Here is a 17715-nt window from a genome sequence, read left to right as displayed (position 1 = left end):
CTTTACCTAATCTTTATTTTTAAGCGATATAATCTGGTTAGAAAATGAGGTTATGTAAGGAGTAGATTAGCCGTGAATAGCAATTTACTAGGTATGGTAGTATTTATTTTTCTTTGCGCATTTATTGTATTTTTAATTGATATTACGATATGAAAAAAGAGCGCTTATTAAGCGCCCTTTTTGTTTGCATTTATTTGATAAGCATTGATGCTCTTGAATAAGCGTGGTGAAGTAAGGAATAAAAATATAAGTAAAACGGTACATAGAATATAGGAACCAATCATTGTACTACCGTTTACGATTAATGAATATAGCACAGCTGATTGACCTTTCGGTGCATATTGTCCCCAGAAAATAATACCAGCAATAAAGTGGCAGAAATAGCGAGCAAAGCTACCGATAAATGTAGCAAGGATAATATAACCAAGAACTTTCTTTCCTTCGTTTTGTTTTGATGAAGGTTTGTCTTTACGGCTACCTAGACTTGATTGTTCTAAGTTATTTTCATTAGACGTTAAAAGTGCTTTTTGAATTGGACGATAGAATAAGCCAGCAAATCCGATAAAAGCAAAGGCAATGAAGTACTCAATGAATGCTTGAATAGGTGTTAAAATGTAAGCATCTCCCACGACAATTTGTAATAGTCCCCAAACTAAACCACCTAAGAAAGCTGATTTAAAGCCCCAGCGGTATGCAATAATAAAAATAGGAATCATAGCAAATGAAATGGAACCGCCTGTTGGAAGTTTAATTGATAATGGTAAAATGTCGATGATCAGGGCGAAGGCTGCAAGAATAGCAGATTCGATCATCGCTTGTAAATTGGTGTTACGCATGTTGTCTCCCCCTAAATCCAAGTTGTACAAAAAAGAATAGATATCATAGGAGGATACGAAATACGTAAATAAAAATGAGGTATGTATTTCGGACGTTTGCACAATCCCTGCGTTAGCATTAACTAACAGGTTCGAAGGGTCGGAACGAAGTGTTCCCTCTCAGCGGCATGGCTCCCCCTGTGATAACGAGATTCTTTATTTGCTATTGTTTATTGTAAGCGAAATGGATGAGAATGGCAAACGAATACAGTATGACAATAATTGAAATAGAATTGTAGCGAAATGTTAATAAATATGAAGCAAAAGGGTATAGTACAAGAGAAATTGAGTGTGGTATAATTTTTTTTGAAAATAATTATCATTCTCTTCTGAGGGGGAAGGTTATGAGCTTAGTAGATATTAAAATTGGTGAGAAAGTGTTAGTAAAAAGCGTTCAGTCGTTAGATCAATTATTAAAGAGAAGACTGGCTGCTTTTGGTCTTTCTGAAGGAAGCGAACTTCGTATGAAGCAGAAAGCGATGTTCAAAGGTCCTTGTACATTGGAGTGTCGTGGACAGTTAATTAGTATTCGTCATTGTGACGCGAAAATGATAAAGGTGGAATTAGCGTGAATAAGGTAGCTTTGCTAGGGAATCCGAATACAGGGAAAACATCATTATTTAATGCGCTTACTGGTTCTTATGAATACGTAGGAAACTGGAGCGGTGTAACAGTAGAAAAGAAGGTTGGTAAATTAAAAGATAAGCAAGGAACATTAATTGATTTACCAGGCGTCTATGATTTAAATCCAGTTTCACGTGATGAAGGTGTTGTAACAAACTTTCTATTAACAGAAGAATTTCAGCATATGTTAAATATTGTGGATTCTTCGCAGTTCGAACGAAATATGCATTTAACGTTGCAATTACTTGAATTTGGTAAGCCGGTCTCAATTGGTTTAAATATGATTGATGTGGCGAAGCAAAGAGGAATTGTCATTGATGTAAAACGATTATCAGAACTATTAGGTGTAACAGTCGTTCCTGTCGTTGCAAGAAGTGGAAAAGGCTGTGAAGAATTACTTGCGACTCTTAAAGAAAATGACAAAAACGAGAAAAAGCCATTCCTTATTTCATATGGTGTACAAATGGATGAAGGAATTGGAGAAGTAATTGCTCTTTTAGAGAAAGCGAATTATGAGCATCCGAGATGGTTAGCTCTTCAATTTTTAAGTAATAACGAAGTAGTAGAAAAAGAAATGAAAGCATTACCAATTTATAAGGAACTCATAGCCATTCGATCTCGCTTAGAAGGAAAACTTGATTGTACGTTGGAAGAGCACATTTACAAAACTCGTGAAGCGTATATTGAAAAGTTAAAAACAAATGTTATGAAGCATGAGAAAGAAGGGAAAATTCCTTTTTCAGAAAAAATTGATAGATTAATTACACATAAAATTTTAGGACTTCCAATCTTTTTAGCAGTTATGTTTTTTATTTTTCAGGTTACGTTTACGTGGATTGGAACACCTTTATCGGATATGTTAGATGAGTTTTTTGCTGGACAGCTTACGGATTGGGTGACAGCTGGGCTTACAAGTGTTGGGGCTTCTGATTTTATTCAAGCACTCGTTACAGAAGGTATTATTGCTGGTGTTGGTGCTGTATTAGTATTCGTTCCACAAATCTTTGCACTATTCTTTTTCATTTCATTATTAGAAGACTCAGGATATATGGCGCGAATTGCAGTTGTTATGGATAGAATTATGGAGTTCTTCGGTTTAAACGGAAAAGCGTTCATTCCGATGATTATCGGTTTTGGATGTAATGTTCCAGGTATTATGGCAGCGAGAACGATTGAACAAGAAAAAGAACGTTTACTTACAGTTCTTGTAACACCATTTATGTCTTGTTCGGCACGTTTACCTGTATATGCGTTATTTGCGGGAGTATTCTTCCCTCATAGTCAGGCAACTGTTGTGTTCTCCCTATATGTTGCAGGGATTGTCCTTGCGTTATTAGTTACAAAGATTATGTCTCTTACCATTTTAAAAGCGGAAAAATCTATTTTCGTTATTGAACTACCGCCTTACCGCGTGCCGCAAGCGAAAACGTTATGGCTAAGTACGTGGGAGAAAGGGAAAGGATTTGTTCGTAAAGCAGGTACATTTATCTTCGGTGGTTCTGTTGTCATTTGGCTATTAAATTATGCAGGGCCATCAGGATTTGGTGTTGATATGGGAGACAGTTTCTTAGCAATGATTGGTGGATTTATCGCACCACTATTTGCACCGCTTGGTTTTGGAACGTGGCAAGCTGCGGCATCCCTTTTAACAGGATTTTTAGCGAAAGAAGTTGTCGTTTCTACAATGGCAATTATTTATGCGGTGAAAGAAGATGTGTTAGGAAATGTTATGGGAGCACATTATACTGCGTTATCAGCATATGCATTTATGTTCTTTATTTTATTATATGTTCCGTGTTTAGCGACAGTAGCTGTTATTAAACGTGAAACAGGATCAGCGAAGTGGACGATTTTCTCAGTCGTGTATCCACTCGTTGTTGCTTATGTATTAACGTTCATTATATACCAAGTTGGATCCTTACTCGGATTCTAGAAGGAGATGTATTAGAGTGATGGTCAATATTATAATTGGAGCTATCATTTTTGGTTATGCAGCATACACGTTAGTTAATTTTGTAAAGAGAAGTAAAAAGGGAAAATGCGCAGCATGTTCTTTAAATAAGTCATGTCAGTCTCAAACTTGTAGTCCGGATATGGAGCAAATTGCTCATAAATAGAAAAAAGCTTTGTGAATTTGAATTGAACCCAAAAAGTTAGACAAATATATTAAGCAGCTACTAAGGATTGAACTCTGTATTGCACAGGGGACAATCCTTTTAGTTTTGTTTTAACTCTTTTGTGATTGTAGTAATGAATATAAATATCGTTTTATTGCTTGTATTTTATCTTTTGAAGAAAATTTAGCCATAAAAAATGCACCTCCAATTGTTAATTATGTGTCTAACAATTGGGGTGCACTTCATTACAGACAGTCTTTTTAATCTACTTCAATATCTCTTCCTTCTGTCATCACTTTATTTCTCCAAAGTAAAAGTAATCTCCTAAATTCTGAAGTTTCTAATTTACATTGATTATTTGGTGGGCTAATGTAATAATTAATCGCGCTTGTATATTTAGGTTCAATAAATACAGCAGCAGCATTGTATTCTAGTTCATAACTAGGGTACTTTCCCTCTACGACATAGTCTAAAACTTCTATATATTCATCCGCTTCATCTTCATCTAGGTTTTCTATAAAGTCAGATACAATAGCAATTTCTTTTGGTAAACGAATTCTTAGTCCACCAAATGGGTCACGCCAAAATTCATGTGAATAATTCATTAATACAACCTCACTATCTTCTCGTATATTTTGGATAAGCAGTGGTAATTTCTCCATTTTCAATAATCATCTCAACCTTAAATCCAGAAGAAGTTTGCCCTACGTATTTATTTGGAGCGATTTGAACACGATTGGTATATGCTTCTTTAATAGAATCAACTACCTGGACTCTATTCCAATCCTTAGGGAAAAATGAAGATTTAGCTTGTTTTACAATACCATCAACCTTTACCTCTGCAACATATACTCCTGCAGGATTTGGTGGTCTAGTAACGCGAAGTATCTCTCCCCCCATCATATTCTCGTGATGATAACCAACAGCTTTTAATCCCCACCATTTTTGTCTTACTTCACCATGAAAAACATGCTCCATAAGTGATGAGTCAAATTTATATGGCGTGTTCCCACTGGAAGCTCCTTCACCCCTAGCAAACTGATGGGTCGATAGCTTTTCCTCAGCTGCTCTAAAATCATGTGTATCGAATACAGAGCGTACATTATTTCCACCAGCTAAAGCAAACTCATTGCGATTACGATTGAATAAGGATGCAGCGTCTTGCAAGCTTTGATTAGCAGTTCGTGAAATCTCAGATAATTTTGTGCCAGGGTTCAACATTGCAATTTTATCCACACCTTTTGTTCCTACGAATAGTTGTCCAACAGCCAATATAGTATGACCAGCCACGCTTCCATACCATTCTGCACCACTATACAAGTCACCATTGGTAACATCACGATTCCAAGAATCAGAAATTGTTTGTTTTATCGTATTGAACGTCTCGACTGGGTGAGAAACGGCTTCAATCGTGTTATTAAATGTGTCAATTGGATGGATAACTGCATCTGCAAGTCCTAACAATTCATCACCTATAGCGTTGCTCATTCCCTTTTTTAAGTGATAGGGGACACCTAATCCAGATTTTTCAAAAGCAGATGCGATTTCATCATCTATAGTGTCTTTTATTTTATTCACATCTTTATACGCTGCATCGATACCATGTTTAAATTTATCATATAAAGACTCATCGGAATTTTTTACTTTACTAAGATCCTCATAAGTTTCCTTGAGACCATGCCAAACCTTGTCACGTAAAGATCCATCATTTTTCTCACTATTTAACTTACCACACATTGCTCCTTCTTCAAGATTTCCATCATATGAAGCATCTGCGGTACGGAATTTTTCGGCAATTCGTTTCAAATCCTCTTCCACTTTTATAATCGAATTGATAGATGTAAAAGCTTTTGGTCTTGCATCATTGAACATTTGAATGAACTGTTGGTTAGAGGCACCAATCCATTGAAAACATAAATGATCTATTTCATTACATAGATTATTATGTATAGATTCTAATGCGATTCTGGTATTATTTGCACGATTAGCAACTTCTTCTAGCATTTCAGGTGTTACTTTGATTTGAACCATTTCTTTCCTCCCTTTCCCAAATTAAAATTATGAGATAAAAAGAAAAAATGTAAATACGGAAACTTTAGATTAGTATAATAATATTGAGATGAAATAAAATCTGCTTAATTGTAAATAAAGCTTATGTGTATGTAAAGTAACAATTAGAGCCACGATTGTGAGCATTTTTTTATTTTGCATCAATAATATCAATAAACTTCAAAGTCACATTATTATAAAATGCATCCGTACAAATTATAGATTTATTCAGCGGATCAATGTCAACGACAGTCATATAATTAGTAAGTAAAAAACCAACTTCAGTACCTTCTAGATATCGTTTTATTGCTTGTATTTTATCTTTTGAAGAAAATTTAGCCATAAAAAATGCACCTCCAATTGTTAATTATGTGTCTAACAATTGGGGTGCACTTCATTTTACTTTTTAATTTTTACAAGTTGAGAAGCTTCTACGCCGTTGTAGCCAGGGAATTCTTTACTTGGATCCTTATCAAATTTTAATACACCTACAGATTTTTCTTCACCTTTTACATTGCTGTAAGTTGCGTCATCAACAATCGCATACATATCTGTATATGCACGGCCACTTCCGATAATTGTGTTGCCTTCATATTTTAATTTTGCTCCATCAAGTGTAGCATTTTCTACTTTTTCTTTAGCAAATAATACACCTTGCTCTGCTGTTACAGCTGGTAATTTATCAAGTGGTTTCGTGTCGTCTTTTGCATCCACTTTGTTAAGTAATTCTTTCTTCACCAGTTCTTCACCAGTTTTCTTATCCATGACAAGAACTTTTTTACCTTCTAATGTTGTCATTTTCATTTTATAGAAGTCTTTTTCTTTCACTTCTTTTTTGTTCTTATCTGTAATTTGTTGAATTTGTTCTTCTGATCCGTACAGTACAAAACCGTTTGCTTTATCTCCTAATAAAGAACAACCTGATAATGCTCCGAATGAAATTGCTGCTGCTAATCCGATTCCTACTAATTTTTTCATGATGAATTTCTCCTTTTATATGTTTTATAGTTAATACATTTTTGTATTAGTTCTGAAATGATGAGAAGCTTGTTCGTTGCTTCTGGTATTAGTGTATAAGAAATATTGCAACGTAACTATCGAGTTAGCTTACAGTAACATTACAATAATGTAATTTAGTGAAATTGCATAAAAATAAGTTAATTCTCACAAGGATTAATGAGAATATATTAGGAATACAATGTTTTATATGGAATGTCATATTATAATGGATGTATTTTGGAAATAACATGTAAGGACATATTAGTTTTGTTATAATAAACACGTAGGCTGTAAAAATGAATATTCTTTACTGTTAAGGAAGATTTTTCAGTTTTCCAAGTAGTGAATTTGAAATATGAGGTATATTATAGGAGGAATTTAGATGTCTGTATTTAAACGATTAAGAGATTTAACAATGTCGAATGTATATTCATTAATTGAAAAAGCGGAAGACCCAGTTAAGATGACGGATCAATATTTACGCGATATGCAAGCGGATGTACAAGAAGCTGAGAAAAGTGTAGCAGCTCAAATTGCACTTGAGAAGAAATTCAAAATCTTATTTGAAGAGCAAGAAGCGCTTGTGAAAAAACGTGAAGAGCAAGCTCATATGGCTGTTCAAGCTAACAACTTAGATCTTGCGCGTCGTGCATTAGAAGAAAAACAAAATGCAGAGCAAAAGATGAATGAGTATAAAGCAAGCTATGAGCAAAACAAAGTTGCTGCTGATAATCTGCGCCTGAAGCTAGAAGAAATGCGTAAGCAATTAACTGAGCTAAAAAATAAACGTGAAACACTTGTAGCACGTGTAAATGCGGCGAAAGCACAAAAGAATATTAATCAGGCGATGTCTGGATTTGATTCAAACTCAGCAAAAGCTGGTTTAAGCCGTATGGAAGAGAAAGCTCTTCAATTAGAGGCTGAAGCAGAAGCGAGCGGTGAAGTGTATAAAAAAGAGAAATCATTAGATGATGAATTCGCAAGCTTAAACAAAAATTCTGCTGTTGACGATGAATTAGCTCGTATTATGAAGCAGTATGAGAAATAATATAGAATAGAGACAAATGAACCGACATGTCTAAATAAATTCATGTCGGTTTTCTATTACCCCGCATTAACGGGCAGTAAGACTCCCACCTTTACTTTTTGTGAAAGCAGAGAGGTGGGGGGAGATCTACTGTCCGTAAATGCCCGATTGGTTCAACTAATAATCAGCGGGGAATGAACACCTCCCCACTGATTAAAGTTTCACTTTATATTTAGAGGAGGTTTTGCAATGACATGGACAAATGTATTAGCGATGCTTGTATGGACTGGAGCGAGTGCAATACTTTTATTTGCAATTATGTGGGTTGATTCAATTTTTACTAAATACAATGATTTAAAAGAAATAAAAAATGGGAATACAGCAGTAACAACTCGTTTCGTTATGAAATTATTTGCGCAAGGGTACATTTTATCTCAATCGATAACGAAAGCAAATGACTTATGGCAAGCGCTACTTGCATCAGCAGTTTCTTTCGTTATTTTATTAGTGGTAGAAATGTTTATCGAATTTGTGTTAAAGAAAATGGCTGGTTTAGATTTAGAAGAAGGTACGAAAGAAGGCAGTGTTGCTCATGCGATGTTGGCCGGATCATTACATATTGTTGGTGCACTTATTTTAGGTGCGTGTTTATAAAGAGAGAAGGAGGGGTAGATCATGAGTTTATTTAAACGAATTAAAAATATAATGAAAAGCCCAGAACCACCGAAACCAGAGAAAAGTTTGTTAACGTTAGCTCCTGGCGATATGGTTGAAGTTTCATTAGTCATGTATGAATTAATTGGGAAAACGAGTATGCATTCTCGTAAAGAAATTGTTTTAACACTGCAAGACGGGAAAGATATTCGTTATTTAAAAATTGAAGACCGTGAAAATACGTATTACAAATTGTATACACCAATTGATGGTCGTTTAGATTCAATTGATGAAATTCCAACGACAATTGAAATGGATGATACAGAGTACCATATGGAAGAGCAATATAACGGACGGGTTGTTGTGATGGGAAAAACACCATTCTCAGCTTCAGAAGAACAGTATGTATGGGAGTTCCAATCAGATAATCGAAAATTATTGCGTATTGAATGGCAAAATGGTCGCACAATGATGTATGAGGGAGAAGCAATTATTCCTGCTGATGTACAAATTATAAGAGCAACGTAAGGGGGCGTAATCATGTCAAACCGATTGTTTACCATGATTAAATCGTTCGTGATCCCTATACTTGCTATCGTTACATTACTTGTTGTTGCTGGATATGCCTTATCAGGTTGTCAGGGCGGGCAGACAAAGTCGATTCAAGACCGTTATCCGCTTGAATCTGTCGCAAAGGAAGGTAAACAAGAATCTTACGTGTATAGGGCCGCCAATCGGTCAGTTCCTGAAGTCGCGAAGGAACTCATGAATGAAAGAGAACCGAAGCAAGCATCTAAAGAAGACGAAAATCAAATGTTCCTCGTTTATTCTGATAAGATTTATAATCTGCAAAAGGATAAAGAGAAGCCATCTGATACGTTAATTGAAATAAGTAATAAAGAGTTTGTCCGTCAAAATTACCAACCGTCCTTCCTGCAAGGATATATTATGGGTAGTATATTAAATGATATATTCGGTTCACGAAAATCATCGTACGGTGATTATCGCGGATATAATGACAGACAAAATCATAAACCAGTTATTCCAGAGAGACCGCCTACGAAAGAAGAAAAGAAAACCCCGCCTCCAATTACGAAGGAAGGGAAAGGATCTATCATTAAGCGAGGCGATAATGTAGATTCGAAATCTTCTGTAGGAGATACAGGAAGTATTACGAAAAAAGGAAACAGCACGCCTCCGCCTTCTACTGGAAGCAAAGGGAAAATTACGAAAAATCCAGGTGGTTCAAGCGGATCAGATGTGAAGCCAAAATCATCTATTAAAACGCCGCCAAGGAATACATCTCCCCCGAAAACGAGGGTCGGAGGTTCAGGAAAGATTACGAAGAGAAGATAGTGTAGAGACCGAAAAGTGAAATTTGCTTTTCGGTTTTTTTATGGAAATCAATTCCTTTTAGCTGGTACAATTAAGTTATAAGGGGGGGATAGTATGACTATGTATAAAAGATTTAGTGTAATTATGTTCCTCGTATTATTCTTAAGTTTATTCATTAGTACAACGATGAAATTTCACTTTGTAGTAGGTATTCTATGGATACTATGTACATGTACCCTTTTTCTATATGTTCCGCTACGCTTTCAACAAGAAGTGCCCGCCTTTCAAAAATATGTAGCATGGATTAAGAGAGGAAGAAGATGGGGAGAGTAAAATTATATCAGCGATTATTAAAATATATCGACTTACCGACAAAAACTGACAACAATAACAGAAGAGGGTGTGCCAGCATATTGGCACACCCTCTTCTTTCATAATGATTAATGAATATCACGTTTCTTAAAGTTACCGCCTTTTACTTCTGCTACGTCATAAACTGTAATAAAGGCGTGTGGATCGATTTCATTAATAAGTTCTTTCATTTTACTTTCTTCTAAACGGTTAATTACACAAGAAATTTCTTTGAATTTCTCTCTAGAATAACCGCCGTATACTTCGTTATATGTTGCACTTCGGCCTAAACGATCACGAATTGTTTCTACCATCAATTCAGGCTCTTTCGTAATGATTTTAAATGCTTTCGAACCACTTAAACCAACTTCAACGATATGAATCACTTTCGAAGCAATAAAGTAAGCAATTGCCGAAAGGATAGCTCCTTGAAGGCCGAATACGGTTGATACGAAAATAAATACGAACATGTTTAAGAATAAAATAAGGTCACTCGTTCCGAATGGTAACTTACGAGAAAGCAATACAGCTAGCATATCGATTCCATCTAATGCCCCGCCGTTACGTAATGCTAGTCCCATACCAAAACCGATGATAATACCACCAACAACTGTAACTAATAATGTATCGCCTTCAATAATAGCTGGTATTCCGTGCATGACAACGGTACCTATTGCTAATGAAGCAATCCCGATAATGGAATAAATCGCAAAGCTTTTACCAATTTGCTTATATCCTAACCAAACGAAAGGAATGTTAATAATTGCGATTAGAGCTCCTAATGGCAATCCAAATAATCTCGAACTAACGATACTTAAACCAGTCACACCACCGTCTGATACGTTATTTGGAATTAATACTGCTTCTAATCCGTACGCTGTGATAAATGCCCCAATAATAATCATCAAAGCTTTTGAAGCAATTTTTAGCTTATTGGGCTTGTTTTTGATAATTTTCTCCATGTAATTTCCTCGTTTCAAACTAGTTTCTTGTTTGTTACATCATTCACACCTAAATTTTATTTTAACATTTAATTTGAAAAAATTCTCCTTTAATGGATGTATGCAGGGAATATTATGACCATATTAACTTTAAAATATTTTTGAAATGAGTATAAGAAATCCCATCCTTTCAAAGGATGGGATGCTATTAAGAAATGATAAAACTAAGCACGGATAGGAATAAAGCGAAGCCTAAAATAGTTCCACATATTTTCATATGGCGCTTACGTCCCATCACAACAATTGCGACATATTCACGAATCATTGCATTAGGCCAGTAATAACATGCAGTTTTTGATCCGATTCCTTGGCTATTAAGACCTGCTTGTCTTGCATATATACCAGCGCGGAATAGGTGGAAGTTGTTCGTTGTAAAGATACTATTATACTTACCTTCAGGCTTTAAAGAATCCATAATTTCTTTAGAGAACAACATATTTTGATATGTGTTTACAGAGCGATTTTCTTGCACTGTATGTTCAAGCGGAATTCCTTTTTCAACAGCGTACTTTTGCATCGCTTCTGCCTCTGGAAGGCCTTCATCTGGACCTTGTCCACCAGAGAAAATAATTGTTGGTGGCGTATTTACAGCGGCTTGTTTCCAGTAAAAGTCGATTGCTTTATGAATACGACTTGCAAGTAAAGGTGGTACTTTATCATTAATTAATCCGCTACCAAGAACGATAATGAAATCTTGATTACGTCTTGGTCTGTTGAATTGGTATAAAAAATACGCGCTTAAGAAGTTAGATAAGTGTATAAAGAAATACATAGTTATAAGAGATATAGCAGCAAAAATAAATTGAAAATGCTCTGAGAATAAACTTGCTGGATTTATAATAGGGAGCATTATAAAGAATAAAATCCCTAAAGCAGCAATTAAAGTTAAAGAGTTTGTGAAGCGTCTTCCTTCACGTTGCATTAAAATTTTTGCATTAAGAAATAGCCCAAACATTAAAGCGACTATAGCAAAAGGTATCATTACAATGAGCGCTAACATCGGAATAATAACGATAAAATGTAAAGAATTACTACCAGACTCATATGAGGCTATAGCGCAAAATAATAGAAATGAACAGATAAAGGCATTAAATAAAAACCCATTTATTATTTTTCGCGGATCCTTTAAGTAAGAGATAAGAAAAATAATAAACAATATAAGGGGAATAATTCCGAAATACATAAATATAGTACACCTCAATTTGTATAAGAATTTGACATACCTTTTATATTACATGATTTTATAATTGAAAATGAAAGAAAAAGGATTTTGAATTTTCTCAATAAAATATATGGATACATATGTTACAATGTATGTAAAGCGATATATTAAAAGTAAAATGGTTGAAGGGGCACTCTATGGAGTGTCTTTTCTTTTTTTGTATGTAATTATGCATATTAGATTTATTTTCAAGTGAAGAGGATTAAAATATAAGTGGTAGACATACTTTATAAAACAGAATGTAATACAAACATTTCCCTCTACTTTTTGTATCTAACAATCGTATAACAATAAATAATTCTGTTTTATAGTGTCTGTTTATGGAAGGTGCCTTCTTTGAAGGCGCCTTTTTTGTTGTTTCATGTAGATACTTTTCACTGTTGATATAGTGGAAAGTATCTATACTAAACATTAGCAATCTTCCGTATAAATATTATCAATTTACTATATATTCCAGCAGTGTTAACCTACATATGAAAGGCTTTCTTTTTCAAAATATTACCCCTAATAAATTTTTGAAGAAGTCAACTGTCTCCAAAATTGCCATTCATGCTTAACAAAAAAGAATCCTGCAGGATTCTTTTTTGTGTTCGACAGAATATGACAAAATACATTTGAATAAATTGTTATATTGTTAAATGGTTATTATGGAAAGAGAAGGAGACTTAAGTATGAGATTTAAAAAATTAATTTTAACAGGTGCACTTGTTGCAACTACAGCATTTACTTCAATTGGAACAGCGGGGGCAAGCGCAGGTTTTAAAGATGTTCCAAACAATCATTGGTCTTATAAAGCAATTATGGATTTAGCAAATAAAAACGTTGTTGCTGGATACGGAAATGGGATTTTTGGATTTGGTGATAATGTAACGCGTGAGCAAGTTGCAGCTCTTATGTTCCGCCATTTAAAACCGACAGTAAAAGAACAGTATAACAATCCATATAAAGATGTTACGGATCGTTCAACTATGTTTAAAAAAGAGATTCTTGCTTTAACAGAGATGGGCGTATTCGTTGGAGATAACACAGGGAAATTCAGACCGAAAGATGCGTTAACTCGTGAAGAAATGGCACAAATTTTGACAAGAGGATTCCAATTGCAAATTAGAGGGGATCATAATTTCCCGGATGTAGATAGAAATGGATGGGCGAATCCTGCGATTACTGCAATTAAATCAAATTATATTACAGCTGGAACTGGTGACGGTACATTCGCACCTAAAATGCATGTAAGTCGTGAGCAATATGTTCAGTTCTTATATAATGCAACGTTACCACTTGAAGAAAGACCAGGAGCAAAACAACCACAGCCGAAACCAGAACCGAAACCAGAACCGAAACCAGAAGTAAAGCCAGATCCAAAACGGTTTGCTAACTGTAAAGAAGCAAACGATGCGGGATATTATGACATTACAAGAGATAGCCCGTATTATGGTAAGCATTTAGACCGTGATGGCGATGGAATTGCTTGTGAGAAAAAGAAAAAAGGTAAATAAGAAAAAAGCACTCAGTTTGAGTGCTTTTTTCTTATGGAAACATGCTATTTTTTTAGGCGCTTTTCATAAAATGAAAGTAAGGAAATGAAAGTAGGTGACAAAATGCCGTCAGTTGTGGAAGGGGTTATTATTGAAAACTGCAATGGAACGATTAATTTAGGGGATAAATATAACGTGCAACCGATTGAAAAAACGAAAGCTTATAACGGGTCGGGATCATCGAATACAGGAATGAAAGTACAAACATTTAGTGGTATTAGTACAGCGGATGTAGGGGATAGCGACGTGAATGATCAAGGAATACAGTTTACTTTATAGAGAAATATGTAAAATTGCATAAAATGATGAACTTGCCCTGTGCTACAATCTAGCTGTGAGCTGTTAATGATTCTTCTGTATTATAGTTGTTAGATTAGAAATATAACATCTTATCAAAAATCATACGTAAAAAAGACACTTCAAACGAAGTGTCTCTTTTCATTTTAGTGATACCCTTTGGCAGAGTCTTTATGAATTTTATTTTTAAAGATACTGTAACTCCAAAGTTGATATCCAATAACAATTGGTACCATAACCATTGCAACGAAGAACATAATTTTTAAGTTTAATTGACTGCCAGCTGCGTTGTATAACGTTGTACTATAAGCATCATTAATACGAGATGGTAACATTCTTGGGAACATGCCAGCAAAGCCAGTTGTCATAAACATTGCGATTGTTAAGCAAACGAATGTGAATGCAAGGCCGATTTTATGTTTGTACACCATAATAAGTGCGAGTACACTCATTAACATTGCAAGTACTGGAAGAATGAATAGTACCGGATATTCTGTGAAGTTTTGGAATAAATTTGTACGATTTGCAGTTGCTACATAGAAAATAGCTAAAATGATAGCAGCTGCCATTGAAAATGGTCTAGCGATTTTATAAGCGCGGTCAGATACTTCACCAGTCGTTTTAATCATAACCCAAAGTGCACCAGATACGACGAATATAGCAGTGAAGAACAGCCCTCCTAAAATACCGTAATGATTTAGTAAGCTAAGTAAATTTCCTTCATAGCCATTTTTTCCGATTTGTAGTCCGTAATAAAGATTAGCAAATGTAACACCGAATAGGAAAGCAATTAAGAAACTACCAATTGCAAATGCCCATTTACAAGTTTTTTGCCAAATTGGTGAATCATCTTTATGCATGAACTCAAGTCCAGCAGCACGAGCAAATAGTGCAAGTAATACTAAGAATAACGGTGTATATAAATAACTAAACATATTTGCATATGTGACTGGGAAGGCAGCAAATGTTGCGCCACCAGCTGTAATTAACCACACTTCATTACCGCCCCAGAACGGGCCAATTGCTTCTTGTAATTGATTTCGTTCTTGTCGGTCTTTCGTAACGAAAGGAAAAATCATTCCGTTACCAAGTGCATATCCATCAAGAATAAAGTAAACTGTCCAAATCACGCCCCATAAACCAAACCAGATAATCGCAAGCATATCATGAGACATGAGCTGCACCTCCCTCAGTAGCAGGTTCCTCTAATGCTGCTGGTCCTTTTTTGGCGAACTTCAGCATTAAGTATACGTCTGCGATTAAAAGTAAAGTGTAGAACAAGATTAAACTAATTAATGAGAACCAAATTTGCGGGACAGATATAGGTGATACAGATTCTGCGGTACGCATGAGTTTATATACTGTCCATGGTTGACGACCTACTTCGGCAACAATCCAACCAGCATTAATTGCGATATATGGTAGTAAAACAGACCATATTGTAATTTTTAAGTAACGTTTTGAGTTTTCTAGTTTTCCTTGTCGGTTTAAGTAGAAACCGTACCAAGTTAATGCCATAAAGAACATACCAAGTGCAACCATTAAGCGGAAGCTATAGTACACGAGGTTAACATTTGGACGATCTTCTTTCGGAATATCTTTTAAACCAACAATTTCCCCATCAAATGAATTTGTATAGAAGAAGCTTCCTAACTTTGGAATCGTTAGGAATTCAAAGTTCTTTTCGTTTTTCACATCAGGAATTTGAACAATCGAGAAGCCTTGTCCTTTTCCAGTTTCCCAAACAGCTTCCATTGCAGCACCTTTAGCAGGTTGATATTTAGCTGCGGATACACCAGATTGATGTCCCATAAATGGTGTAATTGTTGCGGCAAATAAGCCTAACATTAAGCCAAACTTAAATGATTTTTTGAAGAATTCAACTTCATTTTTACGTAATAAGTGATAGGCACTAATTGCCATGACGAAGAAAGCACCAACAATATAACAACCAACTACAGTATGGAAGAACATATTCCAAGCGTATGGATTCGTAACGAGTGCCCAGAAATCATTTAATTCAGCGCGGCCGTTACGTACGACGTAGCCAACAGGGTTTTGCATAAAGCCGTTTGCTGTAATAATCCAAAGGGCGGAAATATTTGTTCCAAGTGCAACCATCCACATACAGAAGGCACGGAACTTTGGTGAAATTTTGTCTTTACCGAATAACCATATTCCCATGAAAGTAGATTCTAAGAAGAAGGCAACGAGTGCTTCGATTGCGAGAGGTGATCCGAAAATATCTCCCATATATTTGGAGTACTCAGACCAGTTTGTTCCAAATTGGAATTCCATCGTAATCCCGGTTATAATCCCCATTACGAAGTTAATTGTAAATAATTTACCCCAGAAATTTGCCATTTTGCGGTATGTTGGATTCAATGTGCGGGCGTATTGAGTCTCCATACACGCTACTAAAATAACAAGTCCGATTGTCAAAGGTACAAATAAAAAATGATAAAAAACAGTAATTGCAAATTGAAAACGACTCAGTAACAGAACGTCGGACATAATAAATATTCACTCCTTTTTTACATTATCTACAATCAGTTTATAGTGAAAATGCGTTTAAAGTATGTGAGACTTGTTACAAAGCTGTGTGTATATTTTGAAAGAATTATGTCGATTATCTGAAAATATCTTATTTTTACTATAAAGCGATATCCTTTTTGAGTTTTTCATATTTTGGTACACTATTTATGTAGTGTAAATGAGAGAAAAGAGGGTTCCTTACTATGAAGTCATTAGAAGAGATTTTGCAATACAATGAGAAATTTGTGGAAGAGAAAAAGTATGAAGAGTTTGTAGCGGGGAAATTTCCAAACAAAAAGATGGTAATTATTTCTTGTATGGATACAAGACTTGTTGAACTATTGCCGAAAGCGATGAATATGCGTAACGGCGATGTGAAAATTATTAAAGTAGCAGGTGCTGTTATTTCACATCCATTTGGAAGTATTATGCGTAGTATTTTAGTCGCTGTATATGAACTTGGCGCTGATGAAGTATGTGTAGTTGGTCACCACGATTGTGGTATGGCAAAAATTCAAGCAAGCAGTACGATTGAGAAAATGAAAGAACGCGGTGTAACAGAAGAGAAATTAGATATGCTTCGTTATTCTGGAATCGATTTAGAACAATTCTTGCGCGGCTTCTCTAGTGTGGAAGAAAGTGTAGAACATAGCGTATCAGTACTTCGCAACCACCCATTACTTCCGGAAGAAGTACCTGTTCACGGTCTTGTTATCGATCCTGATACAGGAAAATTAGATTTAGTTGTGAATGGTTACGACAATTAAGAATGTACTTTGTCATCCTTTTTATCTGGGACAGGATCAAATCCTCCTGGGTGGAAAGGGTGACATTTTAATATACGCTTACAAGTAAGCCAAAAGCCTTTGAGTGCACCATGCTTTTGAAACGCCTCTAATCCGTAATGAGAACAAGTTGGATAAAAGCGGCAAGTGGGTGGTGTCATCGGAGAAATGAACTTTTGATAAAAGCGTATAATCCCAATAAAAATCTGTTTCATAACGATCTCCTTTTCAGCATATTCTTAAAGTATTATAGCACGACTGTACATAATACTTTACTAATGTGCATTTCCGTTATATCATATTGGATAT

20 protein-coding genes, 2 pseudogenes and 1 riboswitch are annotated in these 17715 nt (G+C 35.3%); of the genes and pseudogenes, 11 read left to right on the top strand and 11 right to left on the bottom strand.

The window, feature by feature from the left end:
* Positions 1-167: 167 nt before the first annotated feature.
* Entirely contained in the window at positions 168-836 is a 669-nt protein-coding gene (gene thiT, locus BGI23_RS23365; RefSeq protein ID WP_070807033.1) for an energy-coupled thiamine transporter ThiT, read from the bottom strand.
* 86 nt (positions 837-922) lie between these two features.
* A riboswitch (TPP riboswitch) is annotated at positions 923-1024 on the bottom strand.
* Between the two features lie 195 nt (positions 1025-1219).
* On the opposite strand from thiT, the gene BGI23_RS23360 reads away from it, so the two are divergent.
* The 3 genes from BGI23_RS23360 to BGI23_RS23350 are packed head-to-tail and all read left to right on the top strand — an operon-like array spanning position 1220 to position 3616.
* Positions 1220-1447, top strand: a complete 228-nt coding sequence (locus tag BGI23_RS23360) for a FeoA family protein (RefSeq protein ID WP_000060519.1) — start codon at positions 1220-1222, stop codon at positions 1445-1447.
* Positions 1444-3432, top strand: coding sequence for a ferrous iron transport protein B (gene feoB / locus BGI23_RS23355; RefSeq protein WP_070807032.1), 1989 nt, complete (start codon positions 1444-1446; stop codon positions 3430-3432). Before BGI23_RS23360 ends, feoB begins: the two co-directional genes overlap by 4 nt.
* A 16-nt stretch (positions 3433-3448) precedes the next feature.
* Positions 3449-3616, top strand: coding sequence for a FeoB-associated Cys-rich membrane protein (locus BGI23_RS23350; RefSeq protein WP_000989597.1), 168 nt, complete (start codon positions 3449-3451; stop codon positions 3614-3616).
* A gap of 49 nt (positions 3617-3665) precedes the next feature.
* On the opposite strand, the pseudogene BGI23_RS27925 reads toward BGI23_RS23350, so the two are convergent.
* The 5 genes and pseudogenes from BGI23_RS27925 to BGI23_RS23330 form a co-directional block, all read right to left on the bottom strand.
* Positions 3666-3764: pseudogene (locus BGI23_RS27925) on the bottom strand (IS3 family transposase); the annotation flags it as partial.
* Positions 3765-3876: 112 nt separating this feature from the next.
* Positions 3877-4221, bottom strand: coding sequence for a hypothetical protein (locus tag BGI23_RS23345; protein ID WP_070807326.1), 345 nt, complete (start codon positions 4219-4221; stop codon positions 3877-3879).
* Positions 4222-4234: 13 nt separating this feature from the next.
* A complete protein-coding gene (locus BGI23_RS23340) occupies positions 4235-5647 on the bottom strand; it encodes a WXG100 family type VII secretion target (RefSeq protein WP_070807031.1) in 1413 nt (470 codons plus the stop codon).
* A 277-nt stretch (positions 5648-5924) separates the two neighbouring features.
* A pseudogene (locus tag BGI23_RS29070) lies at positions 5925-6008 on the bottom strand (YolD-like family protein); the annotation flags it as partial.
* Between the two features lie 56 nt (positions 6009-6064).
* Positions 6065-6643 (bottom strand): lipoprotein BA_5634 family protein, encoded by a 579-nt coding sequence (locus tag BGI23_RS23330; RefSeq protein ID WP_070807029.1) that lies wholly within the window; start codon positions 6641-6643, stop codon positions 6065-6067.
* A gap of 403 nt (positions 6644-7046) precedes the next feature.
* Here BGI23_RS23330 and BGI23_RS23325 point away from each other — a divergent pair, with 403 nt between their 5' ends.
* From BGI23_RS23325 to BGI23_RS23305, 5 genes are all read left to right on the top strand, one after another.
* Positions 7047-7712 (top strand): PspA/IM30 family protein, encoded by a 666-nt coding sequence (locus BGI23_RS23325; RefSeq protein WP_000110282.1) that lies wholly within the window; start codon positions 7047-7049, stop codon positions 7710-7712.
* A 228-nt stretch (positions 7713-7940) separates the two neighbouring features.
* A complete protein-coding gene (locus tag BGI23_RS23320) occupies positions 7941-8345 on the top strand; it encodes a DUF350 domain-containing protein (RefSeq protein WP_000220319.1) in 405 nt (134 codons plus the stop codon).
* A 21-nt stretch (positions 8346-8366) separates the two neighbouring features.
* Complete coding sequence (locus BGI23_RS23315; protein ID WP_000051759.1) at positions 8367-8873, top strand: DUF4178 domain-containing protein; 507 nt, start codon at positions 8367-8369, stop codon at positions 8871-8873.
* Between the two features lie 12 nt (positions 8874-8885).
* Positions 8886-9701 carry a DUF4247 domain-containing protein gene (locus tag BGI23_RS23310; protein ID WP_000071210.1) on the top strand — a complete coding sequence of 272 codons (816 nt, stop codon included), beginning with the start codon at positions 8886-8888 and terminating at the stop codon, positions 9699-9701.
* Positions 9702-9794: 93 nt separating this feature from the next.
* On the top strand, positions 9795-10013 hold the full coding sequence (locus BGI23_RS23305) for a hypothetical protein (RefSeq protein ID WP_000180096.1): 219 nt from the start codon (positions 9795-9797) through the stop codon (positions 10011-10013).
* 107 nt (positions 10014-10120) lie between these two features.
* On the opposite strand, the gene BGI23_RS23300 is transcribed toward BGI23_RS23305, so the two are convergent.
* Both BGI23_RS23300 and BGI23_RS23295 read right to left on the bottom strand, forming a co-directional pair.
* Positions 10121-10993, bottom strand: a complete 873-nt coding sequence (locus tag BGI23_RS23300; RefSeq protein WP_000411239.1) for a YitT family protein — start codon at positions 10991-10993, stop codon at positions 10121-10123.
* Positions 10994-11180: 187 nt separating this feature from the next.
* Positions 11181-12215, bottom strand: a complete 1035-nt coding sequence (locus BGI23_RS23295; protein ID WP_070807028.1) for a YdcF family protein — start codon at positions 12213-12215, stop codon at positions 11181-11183.
* Between the two features lie 710 nt (positions 12216-12925).
* On the opposite strand from BGI23_RS23295, the gene BGI23_RS23290 reads away from it, so the two are divergent.
* Together BGI23_RS23290 and BGI23_RS23285 are read left to right on the top strand one after the other, a co-directional pair.
* Entirely contained in the window at positions 12926-13750 is an 825-nt protein-coding gene (locus tag BGI23_RS23290; protein ID WP_070807027.1) for an S-layer homology domain-containing protein, read from the top strand.
* An 84-nt stretch (positions 13751-13834) separates the two neighbouring features.
* Positions 13835-14068, top strand: coding sequence for a spore germination protein (locus BGI23_RS23285; RefSeq protein ID WP_011040784.1), 234 nt, complete (start codon positions 13835-13837; stop codon positions 14066-14068).
* Positions 14069-14232: 164 nt separating this feature from the next.
* Here BGI23_RS23285 and cydB read toward each other — a convergent pair whose 3' ends face one another.
* The gene (gene cydB / locus BGI23_RS23280) at positions 14233-15261 is read right to left on the bottom strand and encodes a cytochrome d ubiquinol oxidase subunit II (protein WP_000017662.1); all 1029 of its coding nucleotides are present in this window, start codon (positions 15259-15261) and stop codon (positions 14233-14235) included.
* Positions 15251-16600 (bottom strand): cytochrome ubiquinol oxidase subunit I, encoded by a 1350-nt coding sequence (gene cydA, locus BGI23_RS23275; RefSeq protein WP_001286200.1) that lies wholly within the window; start codon positions 16598-16600, stop codon positions 15251-15253. Before cydA ends, cydB begins: the two co-directional genes overlap by 11 nt.
* Positions 16601-16824: 224 nt before the next feature.
* Between cydA and BGI23_RS23270 the strand changes: the two genes are divergently transcribed.
* On the top strand, positions 16825-17388 hold the full coding sequence (locus BGI23_RS23270) for a beta-class carbonic anhydrase (protein ID WP_000838163.1): 564 nt from the start codon (positions 16825-16827) through the stop codon (positions 17386-17388).
* On the opposite strand, the gene yidD is transcribed toward BGI23_RS23270, so the two are convergent.
* Positions 17385-17621 (bottom strand): membrane protein insertion efficiency factor YidD, encoded by a 237-nt coding sequence (gene yidD / locus BGI23_RS23265; RefSeq protein WP_000809333.1) that lies wholly within the window; start codon positions 17619-17621, stop codon positions 17385-17387. The two genes, BGI23_RS23270 and yidD, sit on opposite strands and share 4 nt — an antisense overlap.
* Between the last annotated feature and the right edge of the window lie 94 nt (positions 17622-17715).

It is taken from the genome of Bacillus sp. ABP14 (genome assembly GCF_001831375.1).
Taxonomy (GTDB): domain Bacteria; phylum Bacillota; class Bacilli; order Bacillales; family Bacillaceae_G; genus Bacillus_A; species Bacillus_A paranthracis.
The sequence above is the reverse complement of the archived record's forward strand: the minus strand, read 5'-3'. Positions and strand labels throughout refer to the sequence as shown.

Coding starts and splice junctions, on each gene's coding strand:
- thiT (WP_070807033.1), bottom strand. CDS start 836: ATGCGTAACACCAATTTACAAGCGATGATCGAATCTGCTATTCTTGCA.
- BGI23_RS23360 (WP_000060519.1), top strand. CDS start 1,220: ATGAGCTTAGTAGATATTAAAATTGGTGAGAAAGTGTTAGTAAAAAGC.
- BGI23_RS23345 (WP_070807326.1), bottom strand. CDS start 4,221: ATGAATTATTCACATGAATTTTGGCGTGACCCATTTGGTGGACTAAGA.
- BGI23_RS23340 (WP_070807031.1), bottom strand. CDS start 5,647: ATGGTTCAAATCAAAGTAACACCTGAAATGCTAGAAGAAGTTGCTAAT.
- BGI23_RS23330 (WP_070807029.1), bottom strand. CDS start 6,643: ATGAAAAAATTAGTAGGAATCGGATTAGCAGCAGCAATTTCATTCGGA.
- BGI23_RS23325 (WP_000110282.1), top strand. CDS start 7,047: ATGTCTGTATTTAAACGATTAAGAGATTTAACAATGTCGAATGTATAT.
- BGI23_RS23320 (WP_000220319.1), top strand. CDS start 7,941: ATGACATGGACAAATGTATTAGCGATGCTTGTATGGACTGGAGCGAGT.
- BGI23_RS23315 (WP_000051759.1), top strand. CDS start 8,367: ATGAGTTTATTTAAACGAATTAAAAATATAATGAAAAGCCCAGAACCA.
- BGI23_RS23310 (WP_000071210.1), top strand. CDS start 8,886: ATGTCAAACCGATTGTTTACCATGATTAAATCGTTCGTGATCCCTATA.
- BGI23_RS23305 (WP_000180096.1), top strand. CDS start 9,795: ATGACTATGTATAAAAGATTTAGTGTAATTATGTTCCTCGTATTATTC.
- BGI23_RS23300 (WP_000411239.1), bottom strand. CDS start 10,993: ATGGAGAAAATTATCAAAAACAAGCCCAATAAGCTAAAAATTGCTTCA.
- BGI23_RS23295 (WP_070807028.1), bottom strand. CDS start 12,215: ATGTATTTCGGAATTATTCCCCTTATATTGTTTATTATTTTTCTTATC.
- BGI23_RS23290 (WP_070807027.1), top strand. CDS start 12,926: ATGAGATTTAAAAAATTAATTTTAACAGGTGCACTTGTTGCAACTACA.
- BGI23_RS23285 (WP_011040784.1), top strand. CDS start 13,835: ATGAAAGTAGGTGACAAAATGCCGTCAGTTGTGGAAGGGGTTATTATT.
- cydB (WP_000017662.1), bottom strand. CDS start 15,261: ATGTCTCATGATATGCTTGCGATTATCTGGTTTGGTTTATGGGGCGTG.
- cydA (WP_001286200.1), bottom strand. CDS start 16,600: ATGTCCGACGTTCTGTTACTGAGTCGTTTTCAATTTGCAATTACTGTT.
- BGI23_RS23270 (WP_000838163.1), top strand. CDS start 16,825: ATGAAGTCATTAGAAGAGATTTTGCAATACAATGAGAAATTTGTGGAA.
- yidD (WP_000809333.1), bottom strand. CDS start 17,621: ATGAAACAGATTTTTATTGGGATTATACGCTTTTATCAAAAGTTCATT.